This is a genomic window from Hyalangium minutum, assembly GCF_000737315.1.
GTDB lineage: Bacteria > Myxococcota > Myxococcia > Myxococcales > Myxococcaceae > Hyalangium > Hyalangium minutum.
In genome coordinates, this window is record NZ_JMCB01000024.1 from 106,121 (window position 1) to 120,008 (window position 13,888).

At 67.6% G+C, this 13,888-nt stretch carries 13 protein-coding genes and 1 pseudogene; 1 reads left to right on the forward strand and 13 read right to left on the reverse strand.

Translation table 11 applies throughout. The annotated features are described in order from the left end of the window. Positions 1–83: 83 nt before the first annotated feature. The 12 genes and pseudogenes from DB31_RS39905 to DB31_RS39960 form a co-directional block, all read right to left on the reverse strand. Positions 84–962 (reverse strand): radical SAM protein, encoded by an 879-nt coding sequence (locus DB31_RS39905; RefSeq protein WP_044198233.1) that lies wholly within the window; start codon positions 960–962, stop codon positions 84–86. Then, positions 959–1,999, reverse strand: a complete 1,041-nt coding sequence (locus DB31_RS39910; RefSeq protein ID WP_044198235.1) for a radical SAM protein — start codon at positions 1,997–1,999, stop codon at positions 959–961. The genes DB31_RS39905 and DB31_RS39910 overlap by 4 nt, the downstream gene beginning before the upstream one ends. Further along, positions 1,996–3,084, reverse strand: a complete 1,089-nt coding sequence (locus DB31_RS39915; RefSeq protein ID WP_044198238.1) for a glycosyltransferase — start codon at positions 3,082–3,084, stop codon at positions 1,996–1,998. The genes DB31_RS39910 and DB31_RS39915 overlap by 4 nt, the downstream gene beginning before the upstream one ends. Continuing rightward, the gene (locus tag DB31_RS39920; protein WP_083969176.1) at positions 3,084–4,475 is read right to left on the reverse strand and encodes a tetratricopeptide repeat protein; all 1,392 of its coding nucleotides are present in this window, start codon (positions 4,473–4,475) and stop codon (positions 3,084–3,086) included. The genes DB31_RS39915 and DB31_RS39920 overlap by 1 nt, the downstream gene beginning before the upstream one ends. A 74-nt stretch (positions 4,476–4,549) precedes the next feature. Continuing rightward, complete coding sequence (locus tag DB31_RS39925; protein ID WP_044198243.1) at positions 4,550–5,386, reverse strand: alpha/beta fold hydrolase; 837 nt, start codon at positions 5,384–5,386, stop codon at positions 4,550–4,552. Between the two features lie 124 nt (positions 5,387–5,510). Further along, positions 5,511–6,023, reverse strand: a complete 513-nt coding sequence (locus tag DB31_RS39930; protein WP_044198244.1) for an ureidoglycolate lyase — start codon at positions 6,021–6,023, stop codon at positions 5,511–5,513. A 157-nt stretch (positions 6,024–6,180) separates the two neighbouring features. Beyond that, positions 6,181–6,541: pseudogene (locus tag DB31_RS51030) on the reverse strand (tyrosine-type recombinase/integrase); the annotation flags it as partial. A gap of 105 nt (positions 6,542–6,646) precedes the next feature. Further along, positions 6,647–7,405 carry a DUF5953 family protein gene (locus DB31_RS39940; protein ID WP_044198250.1) on the reverse strand — a complete coding sequence of 253 codons (759 nt, stop codon included), beginning with the start codon at positions 7,403–7,405 and terminating at the stop codon, positions 6,647–6,649. Next, positions 7,402–7,785, reverse strand: coding sequence for a DUF6310 domain-containing protein (locus tag DB31_RS51740; protein WP_420806744.1), 384 nt, complete (start codon positions 7,783–7,785; stop codon positions 7,402–7,404). Before DB31_RS51740 ends, DB31_RS39940 begins: the two co-directional genes overlap by 4 nt. A 684-nt stretch (positions 7,786–8,469) precedes the next feature. Further along, positions 8,470–9,690 (reverse strand): trypsin-like serine protease, encoded by a 1,221-nt coding sequence (locus DB31_RS39950; protein WP_044198337.1) that lies wholly within the window; start codon positions 9,688–9,690, stop codon positions 8,470–8,472. Positions 9,691–9,719: 29 nt separating this feature from the next. Next, a complete protein-coding gene (locus DB31_RS39955; protein WP_240487183.1) occupies positions 9,720–11,009 on the reverse strand; it encodes a S1 family peptidase in 1,290 nt (429 codons plus the stop codon). Positions 11,010–11,317: 308 nt separating this feature from the next. Beyond that, complete coding sequence (locus DB31_RS39960; RefSeq protein ID WP_044198255.1) at positions 11,318–12,643, reverse strand: glycosyltransferase family 39 protein; 1,326 nt, start codon at positions 12,641–12,643, stop codon at positions 11,318–11,320. Between the two features lie 26 nt (positions 12,644–12,669). Here DB31_RS39960 and DB31_RS39965 point away from each other — a divergent pair, with 26 nt between their 5' ends. After that, positions 12,670–13,707, forward strand: a complete 1,038-nt coding sequence (locus DB31_RS39965) for a cupin-like domain-containing protein (protein ID WP_240487184.1) — start codon at positions 12,670–12,672, stop codon at positions 13,705–13,707. A 7-nt stretch (positions 13,708–13,714) separates the two neighbouring features. Here DB31_RS39965 and DB31_RS49365 read toward each other — a convergent pair whose 3' ends face one another. Continuing rightward, positions 13,715–13,882, reverse strand: coding sequence for a hypothetical protein (locus DB31_RS49365; RefSeq protein WP_157232395.1), 168 nt, complete (start codon positions 13,880–13,882; stop codon positions 13,715–13,717). Between the last annotated feature and the right edge of the window lie 6 nt (positions 13,883–13,888).

The following is a 13,888-nucleotide window of genomic DNA, read 5'->3' on the forward strand; positions in this document are numbered from 1 at the left end:
CTCTCAGGGTCGATATTTTTCTGACATGTCAGTGATTATTGCTGACACGTCAATGGGACGGCTGACATGTCAGCCCCGGCCACTCAGAACGAGTGCGAGCCCTCGCCGGAGGAGTTGCCAAAACCCTCGATGATTCCCCGGTTCTGCGGCACCGTGCACGGGCAGACCTCATAGCGGCACGGGTTGGGCGCGTCCCAGAGTCGGAGCGTCCCGTCAAAGATGTTGCCCAAATGGCCATCCCCAAAGCGCTTCCCCGGGTAGCAGGAGAACGCATCTCCCTTGGGGTGGATGATGAAGTACTTGCTGCCCGCGTGGCATAAGCGCCCCTTGAGCTGGTAGCCGCGGTTTATCTGCGAGGGCGACACCATGTCCCCAAACGCCCGGTCGATGCGCCAGCGGTCCACCCAGCCGTACTTCGCGGGCTGTCCATTCACGCGCATCAGCTGCGGGTAGAACTTGATGCCCGCGCCCTCGAAGCGCTCGCGGCTCTCCGCCACTTCGGGGACATGGCCGGGGACCACCACGCTGTTCACCACGAAGGTGGCGCGAGGCCACTTGGCCAGCAACTCCTTCACCGCACGGGCCTTCTCGAAGAACTCGGCCTCCTCTACCTCCTCGCGGTGCAGCGAGCACGAGAAGGTCCGCAGCTGCTCTCCCGCCGCCTCGATAAAGGTGGAGATGACCCGCAGCGGCGCGGACAGGTTGGTGAGCAGGGACACCTTGTGCCCCGCTGCCGCAAGCCGTTGCGCTACCTCGGGCAGCCGCTTGAGCATGAAGGGCTCGCCGCCAGAGATCTTGAACTCCCAGCTCCCGGGGAGCGCCGTGAGGGTGGCGAGCGCCGCCTCGAGCTGCTCGTCCGTGGGCCCGCCGATGCCGGGCATGTGCTTCTGGACGCAGTAGGTGCAGCGGTAGTTGCACCCACCGACGATGTTCCAGCTCACCGTGGGCCGAGGACCGCTCATGGCAGCTCCCCTGCCTCGAGCATCTCGCGCAAGTCCCGGGCCGCCGCAAAGTTCATGTCGTGCTTCCCGCAGCGCGCGCAGCCTGGGTAGTACTCGCCCCGGTGGAGGCGCTGGCGCACGGCCTCGTACGCGGGAGCGCGCCACACCTCCTTGAAGGGACCGTCCTTCACGTGCCCGGCCTCGATGTGCTCGCAGCAGAAGAAGACGCGCCCATCCACGTAGACACGGCTGTAGAGGTAGCCCGCGAAGCACCCGGTCTCCTGCCCCGAGGGCCACTTCCCCGAGAGCTGCGCCTCATACGCGTCCAAGTTGTGCTTCACCTTTAGCGCCTTGGCGAGCTTGCGCGCCGCGGGGATGAGCTCTGCGAGGACCTGCTGCTTCTGCTCGGCGGTGAGCGCGTGGTGCTCGGTGCCCTTGGGCACGTCGCCGACCTTGAAGGAGGAGCGTGCGCCCAGCTCGTGCGCCAGCCGCACCATCTCCGGGAGCTCCGTGTAGTTCACCCGGTTGATGACCTGCACGAGGTTCACCGCCGTGGTGTCCCCCACCTGCCGGACGCCCTCCTTGAGCCGGTGGAAGGTCTCCAGCGGCTGGTTGGGGTGATAGGCCACGTACGTCTCCGGCGACGCGGAGGCCATGTTCAGCAGGAGCTGGTCCACCGCCAGTGCCCGTACCCGCTCCCAGGCACAGAGCGTCCCGTTGGTAATGATGGTGAGCCGCAGGCCCCGGGCCTTCACCTTCTCGATGAAGCCGTAGATGTCCGGATGCGTGAAGGGCTCGCCGCCGCCGCTGATGACAATGCGCTCGGCGCCGGCCTCGGCGGACTCATCCACCATGCGGTGGAAGGTGGCCGCGTCCATCCGCTGCCGCTTCCACGCCACGGGCTTGGGCACCGCCAGGTCCGGCGCGTAGTTCCAGCAGGTGATGCAGTCCAGGTTGCACGCGTTGGTGACGTCCAGGTGGACCGTCTCTGGGCCCGTGCGGGGCTTGCGCTCCAGGTAGCCCTTGAGCCGCTCTCTCAGCGCGTCTTCGTTCTTCATGCGAGCAACTCCAGCAGCGCCCGGGCCGCGGGCTCCGCACCGTTGCACTCCACCCGCTTCCGGGCCGCCGCGCTCAACCGCTCGCGCGTGGCCGGGTTCATCAGCTCGCGAACCGCCCGGGTCAGCCCCTCGCGCGTCAGCGGAGCGCACACCAGCCCTGCGTCCGCAGCGGCCACCTCCCTGGCGCGCTTCTCCTGGTCATCCACCATCCGCTCGAAGGGCACGAAGACGGAGGGGACGCCCGCGTACAGCAGCTCGTGAACAGCGTTGTAGCCAGCCGCCGTCACCGCCGCATCGAAGGCTGGGAGGAAGTCGATGGCCGGGTAGCGGCCCTGCAACACCACCGCGCCCTCCAGCGCGGGAGGCTGTTCGCGCCACAAGGGCCCGGCGCCCACCACCAGCCGCACACCGGGCAGTTCTCGCGCCACCTGGGCCGTGAGCGTCAGCGCCCGCGCGCCCTCGGGATCTCCTCCGCCGCCAAATGAGGCGTAGAGCAGCGTGGCGTCCTGCGGCAGCCCGAGCGCCTGCCGGGCCTGCGCGCGCGAGGGCAGCTCCGAGCGCTCGCGGATGAGGATGGGTCCCACCGCGCGGGCCTTGGCGAGCTCGGGCAGCGGCCCCACCACGGAGATGTCCTCGTGGGGGATGAGGATCCGATCGTAGAGGCGCAGCGAGGCCTGGAGCAGCTCCGAGCCCGCAGACTCCTCGCGCTGCTCTCGGAAGACAAAGACGTTCTTCTGGCGCCAGCGCAGGGCGGGGATGAGCTCCTCGAAGCTGCCCGTGGGATAGGTATCCACCACGAGCACGTCCGGATCGAACGCGGCCAGCGTGTTCCACGTCACCGTCTGGACCAGCTTGAGGTAGCTGCCCTTGCGCAGACCGCAGCGCTCGCGAATTGTCTTCGAGGGCAGCTTCACCGCAGCGAAGCCCTCGCGGTAGATGACATGGTCCGCCTCGGACGAGGTGAGGAAGAGCACCTCGGCCTCGGGAGAGAGGCGCTTGAGCGCCCGAGCGATGGACAGCAGCCGGGTGACATGGCCCAGGCCCAGACCGTTGACGGCATAGAAGAGGAAGCGAGGCGCGCCCATCAGGAGTGATCCCTCCAGTCGCGCTCCTCACGCTGCTCACTGGCCTTGCGCGCCGCGGCCTGAGTCGCAGCTTGCGCCGCGGCCTGGGCCGCCGCCGCTTCCTGTGCGCTGTCGAGGTCCAGCAGCTTGCTCACCCCGTACGCCGCCAGCCCACCGATGGCGGCTCCGCCCGCGGCGATCGCCGCCACCTCGGCCAGGGAGCGCTGCGGAGCGAAGTCCCAAGCCGGGACATTCCGAGTGCCCGGATACGCATTGTGGCGATGGGTATACGGATCGAACCCACCCAGCTCGCTCCAGTGGACCATCCGTCCATTGCCCTCGACGCGCACCTTGACTGGGGGCGGCTGGCCCGCGGCGGCCATGTTCGCGCACGGCGGGCACGCCAGCACGGAGGTAACGGTCTCGCCTCGCTTGAGCGGCACCTGCATCCGGAAGGAGGCATTCGCCAGGGGGCGAGCACAGAAGTAGCAGCCCACGCGCTCGCCCTCGGGGGCAAAGGCCCTGTCTCCAAAGAGCGTCCGGGCCCGCTCCTCCGCGGCCTTCGCGCCCTCTTCGGCCGCGCGGATGGGGACCTCCGCCGCCTCGGGGGTCACCTTTCCCACGCGGGCCTTCGCGAGCTCATCACGCGCTCGCTGCTCCGCCATCGTGGCCTGGTTGAGCAGCGCGCGCAGGTCGGCGTCCTCCTCCAGGCGCAGGGCATGCTCCACCGAGGTCAACGCGCTCGCCACCTGTTCCATCCGCTGATCCAGGGGCGACACGTCCACACTGCGCATCGGTGTCTTGGCAGACGTCTTCCCGGGGGCACGGCGCTGTGGGGGAGCGTCCTCACCCCGAGCCTTCGCCCTCCGGATGAGGAAGCGAATCAAGAAGATGAGGCCACCGACGAACAGGAGCGGGCCGGCGAAGCAGATGACTCCGGCGATGACGGTGGCCGCCGTGTCGTTCGGCTCAGACTCAGGAGAGGCCGGGCTTGGCGCTGAGGTGCTCCCGTCCGTCGCTGCCGGAGAGGGATCGGACTGGGAGAACCCCATCTCGCGCAGTTTGTCGTCGATCTCCGCCTTCTTGTACTCCGGGTCCAGCGTCAGCGACTGGAGCAGGGCCTCGCGTGCCTCGGGGAAGCGGTTCAGCTTCCGCAGGGTGAGCCCACGGTTGTACTGCCACCGGGCCTTGCCGGGCTCCAGGGCAGCGGCCTGGTCGAACTTCTCCAGGGCGCCCGCATAGTCCTTCGCGTCGTAGAGGCGCTTGCCCTGCTCGTACACCGCGAGCGCCTGCGTGCTGCGCTCCGAGTCCGTTGCGACCGAGCCCTCACCCCCCGCTGGCGCCTGGGCCAGCACCACGGGCCCCAGCAACACCCCCAACCCGAGCACCAGTACAGGAACATTCCATCGCATCACGTACCCACTCCTCCGTCGCACGCTCCCGAGTTAACGCCAGGAGCCGAGGGAGGAGCAATGCACGTCTCTGCTCAAGGAGAGGGAAGCGGAGGCGGGGGAGAGACCCGTTCCCCCGCCCCGAGCCCGGCGAGGAAGCGCTCCAGGTGCTCCACCACCACCTCGGGCACCTCCAGCGTGGGGAAGTGGCTGCGCGCGTCCAGCCTCACCCCCTGGAACCAGGGGTGGTCCGCGGCAAAGGATTGCTGAGCCATCTCATACGCCGGATCCGCAGGCTGCGCGTACAGGTGCATCACCGGCACGGGAGGCACCAGGGCGGAGAGCGCACGGAGAGGATAGGTCTGCTGCGCATAGGCGTTGGCGATCTCCCAGCCGGAGCGATGCCACATCTCTGCGCCGAACGAGCCCATGTCCTCGCGGACGAAGCGGATGACCTCCTCCGAGTCGACTCCCTCCAGCCACATGCGGAAGAACTCGTCGCGGCTTCCCTTCCACGCCGAGGACTGGATTCCCTTCAGTGCCTCCAGGAAGGCGCGGGGAGGCTCGAGGACGAGCCAGTCCAGCAAGACCAGCCCCGGGACTCGCTCCCCGAGCCGCCGCCGGAGCTCCACGGCAAACCACCCCGCGTGGGACAGCGCGACGGGAACCACCTGCCGGGCGCCGCTGGCCTGCACCAGCACCAGGGCATCGTCCACGACGGTGTCGCTGGTGAAGTCTCCGTCCCCCTGCTCGGACTCGCCGTGCCCGCGCAGGTCCATGGAGAGCACCCGGTGGCGCGCCCTCATCCGGGAAGTGACGGGGCCGAACACAGCGCGGCGGGAGCACCAGCCAGGCAGGAAGAGCAGCGCAGGCTCCCCCTGTCCCCCATCGTCGTAGCGAATGCGAGCCCCTCGCGAGCGAACCTCCGGCATGGCGACCCTTTCTGCCCACAGGTGGCGCTAACAAGCTGGATACGAGCTGTCCGCCATGCACCATCCGGGCGAAGCGCTCGCTTCCAGAACGCTCGCTGCTCGCCCCCGGGGGCTCACCCACCGCTCAGTCGCTGGTCACGAGCAGCGGAGCTGAGAGGGGACGCTCCTCGCAGTCGCGGGCGGTGCCGTCCTCCCACGCCAGCATCAGAAAGTCCGCAGGCCCCTCGAGCGCGATGATGGGGTGATGCCAGACGCCCGCGTGGTAGTTGATCCCCTGCCCTGGGCCACACACGAACGCGCAGAGCTGCGAGAGCTCCGGCTCTCCCTGCGCGTCACTCGGGCACACGACGATGAGGAAGCGCTGGCACGCCACCGGCATGAACATCTGCGTCGAGCACGGGTGGCGCTCGACGAGGCGCACCTCGAAGGGCAGCGCCTTGGCCACCGAGCGGAACACCGCCAGGTTCGGCTGTGCCTCCGGCCGGGTGCTGGCCAGTTGGGCTACCCGGTCATAGCGCCGGGCCGTGCCCTGGTTGGCGCTGGAGCCGCCCGCGCGCTCCACGCTGATGACATCGCCGAACGGCCCGAACGCCTCGCGCGTGAGGGGTTGCGCCCGGACTGGCTCCTGATTGTTCATGATGGGGTGTCCTCGTTCTGCTGCCCGCGAATGCGTGGGAGAGCCTCCAGACACGCGAGTATACGCCCCAGAAGGCCCCCTCAACTCGGGGGCTGGGGCGAAGCTCTCAGGTGGCAGTGGGTTCGATTCCCGCCGCCTCCACTTTTTTAGTACGTCTTTACGGATGGTTAGCGGCTTCCTCCATCCGTATTGCACGTATGTCGCATGCGGGCGCAAGCGGCAGGGGCCGGTCAAGAACACTGACCGCCTCTCGCCGCGTGTCGGGGCTCAGATGGGCGTAGCGCTCGGTCATCTCGATCGTGACGTGGCCCATCAGTTCCTGGTTCTCCCTGACGAAGCCCCGTCTTGAGCGCCACCAGAAGCAATGTCCGCCATTCCGGCTCGGCTGCATCGATCAACCGCTCGGCTTCCTCGAAGGTGAGGAAATCGAAGGTGGGTTTGGGCAGCTTCCCGAAGAGTCGCACGCGGGGAGCCTGCGGGATGACCCGCTGTTCCTCCGCAAGCGCCAGCAGCTTGCTCCAGGCGGATGGCGCCAGCTCGGTCCCGGTGGCGCGCGGCGGATGGCGCCAGCTCGGTTCGGGTGGCGCCCACGGCGGACAGCTCCAGCTCGGCCCAGACCTCCTTCAGCCTGGAGTGACGCGCCCGCCGATCTCCGGGAAGCGCTCGTAGGTCCGCAAGAGCGCTTCTAGATGGGCGGGGTTGTCAAGATCGAGCGGTGCATCCGTGAGCTGCACCACCCACCCGCCCGACGCCGTGCGCCGCGCTCGCGTGAGCAGCTCGGCGTCGCGGGCCGGGTCCGGGAACCCGATCACTTGCGCGGCAGCGGCGGACCAGAAGTTCAGCCAACCAAGGGAATAGGGAATCTCTGGCGAGCGGATGTGGTCGAAGAGCTTCAGGGCGGGCAACCCCCGGCGTGGGGATGGCGGTCCTTCCAGCGTGGGTGCTGTCTGATACGCGATGTCCAGCGCAGCGGCATCCGGCGTGGCATGCCCCCAGAACGCGCGTGCGCCCTCCGCTACGCCCTCCAGCATCTCCGCCGCTGCCGCGATAACGGCCTCGTCTAGTGGCAACTTCGCATGAACGTGGAGTTGCGGCTGACCGCCCGGGCTGAGGATTGCTGGGCTCTGTCTCCCCGCAACCGTCACAGGGTAGCTCTCGTCGCCATTGCACAGGAGCGGGAGCTTTCCGCGTCTTGTCGCCTCAACGAGCCAAGCGTCGCGTTGCGGTAACTCGATGGGGCGCCCTCCTTCGCCCACTTCCCACTTCAGGCGCAAGCCGGGCAGCGCCCGTTCCATACCACTGACGACAGCAAGTGTGCGGCCGTCATTGGCCACGAGCGCTGGCGCGTAGACGGCCAGAATGAGGCGATTTCGAGTGGTCATCGTTTGCATCCCGTGACGACGATCTTGAGGGAGGGAAGGACCTTGAGCAGCGCGTCTTTGTGCTCTTGGGTGCTCACCCCAACAACGAAGTCGTATCCACAGGCCCGCGCAGCGGCAAGTTCCTCGGTCAGTTGCGCCACCTCCTTCTCAATCTCCTGCTCCTGGATAAAGTCAGGGTAGGTGTCAAATCGGTGGGTCTTGATCTCCCACAGCACACGCACGCCGACTTGCAGCGCATCGAAGCGCTCACCGCCCACGAATACGTCCATGCCGGGATAACGGTTGGGCGGAAACTTATCGGCGCACTCGTTATGCGGGACATCCCCGCCCGCGTGCGGCACCAGGATGGGCTGGCACTCCGGGCGGCGCTCCAGCGTCACTGGGGGAGGCGGGGCGCTCCTGTTCGCTCGGGGCCCCTCCGGTGCGGGGTTCGCCTCCGGATCCTGCGAGGCCCGAGGAGCGTCTCCGGCCCAAAGGCCCGGCTCCCGGGTGGGCGGCAAGACGCGCTTGTGCGGGCTCCGAGGTAGGGGCTGGGGGCGAACCTGCCCTGGCTGCCCGGGGGTGGGGAGGCCCGTGCCGGGCACAGCGGGTGGGCGTACGGGCGCCCAAGCGTAGGTCTCAGGCGCCTCTTGAGTCTCAGGCGCCTTTTGAGAAGTGGCGCACCCAGCGACGACTCCGGCAGCGGCAACGGCTTGGAGGAGTGCGCTGCACGTTCGGAAGTTCATTCCACGTCCTTTCACCGAAGAGAGGGCGGTGCGGGTCAAGGCTGGGCCACTTCCCCTCGGGAGTCTGCCAGCATGCGCTGACAGCTTGAGCCGGGGGCGCGCGCGTCTGACAGCTCCAGCTCGGGCCGGGGCACGGTGCAGGGCATGTGATCTGAAGGGGCGCAGGCGGTGTCCACCACGGTCGCTGGCAGCGTGGAGCGCGGTCACTTGACGCGTCAGCCCTTCCGGTTGACACGTCAGCCCTTCGGTCGACGTGTCAAAGCGCGTGCTTCGCATGGCCCGGTGCAGGCGGCGCTCACTCCACGCCGCCTGCGTCCGTCAGACAGGGCCTACGGTGGCTTAATCACACAGCCACGGACGGGTGTCGCAGATGGGCGGTTCACACTGCGTAGGGTCCATGTCGCAAGGATCCGGCGGGGTGTCGCCGTACTCTCCCCTCACGGTGATGAAGACCTGCGGCGTGTAGTCGCCGAACCACTCGACGTTCTCCCGGAGCATTCGCCACTGGAAGGCGATGGTGCTCGTGTAGTCCAGGTTGGGCGCAACGGCCGTGAACTGGAACGTCTTGGTGCCGCCTGGCGCGATCAGATCGTAGAGGTCGAGCCCCACACGCCCGCCGGCACCCCAGCTGTTGTTGTCCTGAGGTGACTGCGAGCCGAGCCGATACTCCCGATCCGACGTCCACGCGGCAGCGCCGCTGTTGCGCAGGGTGATGGACACCGTGAACGGCTGCCCGGCCTGGACTTCCGTGGGAACCGACTGGCTCACGAAGGTCGCCGCATTGGTGGGCTGGATGTTCGAGTAGAACCAGTCGTGGAAGTAGCCCCCCGGGAGCTGGGTGCAGGACGGCGGCAGGGTCTGCCCCGCCACATAGGAGCATTCGATGGAGATGCCCGCGATGCAGCCCGGAAGGGACTGGAGCGGGCACTGCCAGTCAAAGACGCCACGCCAGATGCTGGCGCCCCCCGAGTCGCCCTCCGCCAGTTGCTTCCCCGACGTGGGCCGCACCAGCAGGTAATGGGGGGCGTCCGCGTAGCCGTCGACCTTCAGCTCCGCATAGCGCAGCGTTCCGGCCCCCGTGCCATCCGGGGTGTTGTATCCATACCCGAACACCTGCAGGACATAGTCATCCAGCGACACCGCCGTGCCGCTGTAGACCGGCCGCAAGAACGAGTGGTCCGAGCTGAAGAGGGTGAAAGGCTCGGTCAACAGGATGATGGCCAGATCCTCGGTGGGGTGGAGGATGAACCTCCGAGGGCGGCGGGTCTCCGAGCCCATCTTGAGGCTGACCGTGTGCGGGTAGGTCAGGTCGTAGTTCGTGAGGCAGTGCTTCGCCGTGATGAGCCAATGGTTGGTGTGCAGCGTGGCCGTGCACTTTCCGTGGCTCGTCTGGAGCAGCGCGAAGCCTGAGTCCGCCGAATTCATATCGGTCCCATTGACGACGGCATCGCTCCGCTGCCCCAGGGCTGGCTGCGACTCCTGGGACTCCGAGGGGTTCTCTTCGCCGCAAGCCATGACGAGGCATGACAGCAGCAACAAGGACAGATGGACCCGGTGCATGTTCTTTCCTGTGCGGTTCGGGTGGCTCATCACTGGGTCACGATCCACACGTCGTGGACGCTCAAGAGATCTTTGATATCGGGGTACACGATGCGGTAGCTGCAATCCGTCCGAGCCGAATCCGTGCAGGAGGCAGGGGCACCGCCCGGGTCTCCAGCGCTGATGGTCCCCTTCGCGACGACCATTCCCGCCGTGGAGGAGAGCGAGAAGACGGGGCCGCCGCTGTCGCCTGGACCGGCGGCGAACTCATGGGACTGCTCCTCGGCCTCGACCATGGGGCCATACCGGTAGGTGGTGATGTCGTTCCAGTAGATGCCGACGTTGGTCACCATGATGTTGCAGCGGGCGCCAGAGAAGGAGCCCGAGGTGCACACCCAGTTTCCCACGTAGTTCCTGCTGGCGCCGGCGACCCCCTTGGTGAACTCACCCACCCCGACGCCGCCATCGTAGATATCGCCAGACGCGGCGACAGCAATCCGGACGGTGTCATAGGGCTTGTTGTATGCCGTCGTGGACCCCATGACGTTGCCGACCCCCGTGTAGAAGGTGACGCCGTTGCCATGGGCGCAATGCCCCGCCGTGAGCATTCCCTGGCCGAAGAGGTTGCCCACCGCGAAGCCCGAGGAGCAGGAGACGGTGGAGTTCTTGATGCGAGCGCCTCCGAAATAGGGCGCCCAGTCGTCCAGGCGCGAGAAGTGGGCGAGAGGCCTGCCTTGCTCGAGCTTCAGATGGACCTTCTGATTGAAGATCGCCATCCGTGAGGCCTCCTCCACCGGCCCACTGATGCTCACGGACAGGCCCGACCAGCCCGGAAGAGGAGCCACCTTGTACACCTGAACCCCCGGCGCGACGCCAGGCGCGAGAGCTTCATCGAAGATACGCTCCGCCTCGGCCCGCAGCTCGGCCTTCGAGTACGCGGCCTCGGCCTGCGCGATCTGGATGCCTTCCCGCGAGGTGAGCTGCTCCACGAGGTGGGCCACCTCGAGCGGAAGCTTCTGGCCAGCCTTCCAGTACAGCGTGACGAGCCGCTGGGGCACGTCGAGGGTGATTCCCGAGAACCCGCTCAGCCCACGAGCCTCGATGAGCTCGCTCAGCGCGTCCGCAGCCCGGGTCAGGGGTTCCTGCGCCGCCGCCAGCTCCGCCCACGAGGAGAAACCCCGCGGGGGAGAACTTTGCGGTTCCTGACTCGTCGCGCGAGGGACCCTGCTGTCCGCGGCTTCCGCCGCCGCACTCAGGATCATGGCTGCACAGGTCATGCTCGAGAGCAGCGCCGACACGAGCCGCGCTCGGGCGCCGCCGATGACACTCTGCTTCATCATTTTCTTCTTTCTCCTGCGGTGATCGTTCAAGGGTTGGATCTGCCTGGATGCACGCACCCAGCTGTGCAGCGAAGCTTGGTTGCTGCACGTGCCGGGGCGCAGAGCACCCGCCGTGCCAAGACCCGGAGCCTGGGGTGATGTCACCGAGATGCCTGGGGAGCGCTGGGAACGCAGCACAGGCCAGGAATCGTGCAGCAGGGTTGTGCGCGGAAGGGTTCCGCCGCAGATTCCGGCAACGGGGGCTGCGTGGAGAGACTACTCAGCTGCGTGTTCGCGACACGCTGGGCTGGAAGGCAGCCGCCCCAACCTCAGGAACGCCGCCCGAGGAACTGTGGATCGCTCCAGTCCCACAGCCGCTCGGGGTGGAAGTCCAGGTCCACCGGGGTGCTGTTCCACTGGTACACCTTGCGCGAGCTGGCACCGTGGATGTGGATGGCCAGGCTCACCAGCGCCAGCACCGCGAAGGTGGCCGTGAGCGGACGCCGCGCCCGCTCTCCGCTCCAACCCAGCTCGCGCACCACCGGCACCAGGAAGAAGAAGAGGTAGGGCACCATGTCCGTGAAGAAGCGCGGCCCATACGAGTGCCCTGCCCACCAGTGCGGAAAGGAGGAGATGGCCAGCCAGTGGAGGACGAAGGCCCCCAGCAGGAAGCCGTGCAGCCGCGTGAAGGTGCCCGCCCGGCGCTCCAGCACCAGCCCCCAGAAGCTCAGCAGCACCAGCGGCGTGAACACCAACAGCCCACGGGCCGGCGAGACGAGGTTGCCCGCGAGCGCCTCGGCGAAGAGCGCCAGGTTCGTCTCCAGCCGCTGCGAGTCGTAGTACGGCGCCAGCACCGAGCCGTAGTGGGCCAGGTTCAGCGCGCACCATGGCACCGCCACCACCAGGGCCCCCGTGCAGAACTTCACCGCCTGCCGCGGGTGCGTCCACAGCACGTACACGGACAGCAGCAGCACGGATACCCCGTTGGTGGGCCGCATGACGTACGACAGCGCGAGCGGCAGCCCCGCCCACCCCGCATAGCGCGGCTCCGCCCGCGCCTTCACCAGGCACAGCAGCACCCACGACAGGCACAGCATGGAGGGCCCGTGCTGCCACAGGGCTCGGCTCGCCGTGGACAGCGCCGGTGTGCAGAAGACAAAGGCTGTGGAGAGCAGCAGCGCCCGGGGACGCGACAGCGTCTGTCTCCCCAGCGCGTACATCACCACCCCCGCCAGCGCTACCATCACCGAGGCGAACAAGCGCTGCGGATCATTCCAGTCCTCCAGCGGCAGCGCTCCCGTGGCGTCGTAGAGGGCCCGCCAGCGCGCCACCGGACGAGAGAAGGAAGGATGTACGTGGCCCAGGGGCTCGGCCAGGCGCGCGGCCCCGTCCGTGAGCGCTACCAGCGGTAGCGCCGCCAGCGAGGGCCCCAAGGGGAAGAAGTTGTAGAGGTGCCCCTCCCGCTCGTAGAGCCCGTGGCGGTACGTCTCGAAGGTGGGCGCGTACTCGTCCAGGTTGATGTTCCCCTCGCGCAGCAGGGAGACCGTGGTCGGCAGCGTCAGCTTCGAATCGAACGGCGTGTTGACGGGGAAGAGCGCCAGCAGCGTCAAGTAGACCGCGAACAGCAGCGCCCGCTCCCGGAGGATTGGCAGCATGGCGGAGCCACATTATCCCGCCCGCCATGTTCCAGAAGAAGTTCATCCCGAGTACCGTGGCGCGGATGGAATCACAGCGCCTCGCGCCGGAGCAGCAGGCCTGGTTGGCTGAAAACCTCACGCGAGGCGTCCCTCCGGCGCTCCTGACGGAGCGTCTGGTTCAGGAGGGCGTGGAGTCCGCCACGGCACGGGCGGCGGTAGAGGCCACCCGTCATCACCCAGCGGTGGTGGCGGCCACGCGTGTCACCCAGCGGCAGGGCGAGCTGCGCGCATTGTTCGAGACGTACGCCGCGCTGCACCGCCAGTCCGGGTGGAACCAGCGCCTGGAGCGCCGGGCGGACCTCTCCGCGAGCGAGTTCTTCGAGCGCTACTACTACGCACACCGGCCCGTCATCCTCCAGGGACGGATGAAGGACTGGCCCGCCATGGACAGCTGGCGTCCCGAGCGCTTAGCCGAGCGTTTTGGGGACATTCCGGTGGAGGTGATGGCCGGCCGGGAGAGCGATCCGAGCCACGACATCGCCCCTGAGCGCTTTCGCTCGGTGATGCCCCTGCGAGACTTCATTCAGCGGCTGCTGAGCGGCGGTCCCACCAATGATCTCTACCTCACCGCGCGCAACTTCGCCCTGGAGCGGCCGGAGCTGCGCGTCATGTTCGAGGATCTGCGCCCGCTCGAAGGGCTCTTGCGCCCAGTCCGCGACCGGACCGTGAAGCTCTGGGTGGGCCCCGCGGGGACCCTCACCTCTCTGCATCACGATCTGTCCAACGTCCTGTTCGCCCAGGTTCACGGGCGGAAGCACTTCAAGCTCATCCCGTCCTTCGAGCTCCACTGTCTCTACAATCACCACGGCGTCTGGAGCGAGGTGGACGCCACACGCCCCGACTTCGAGCGGTTCCCCGCCTACCGCGATGTGGATCTGGTGGAGGCCGTGCTCGAACCGGGAGAGCTGCTCTTCATCCCGGTGGGCTGGTGGCACTGGGTCCACGCTCTCGACGTGAGCGTGTCGGTGTCGTTCCAGACGTTCGAGGTTCCGGGCGGTAACACGCCCTGGCGGCTGTTGTGAGCGTCCCTCAGCGCGCGAGCGGCGGCTTGGAGGGCGGAGCGGTCGGCTTGCGCTGGGTGCGCTCGAACGTCTCCTCGCCGGGGTTCGGCGAAGGATTCGGGACGATGAACGGATTCGGGACGATCATCCAGTTGTTCCGGCCCTGCTTCGACGACGCATCACCGTTGCTCGACATGAAGTC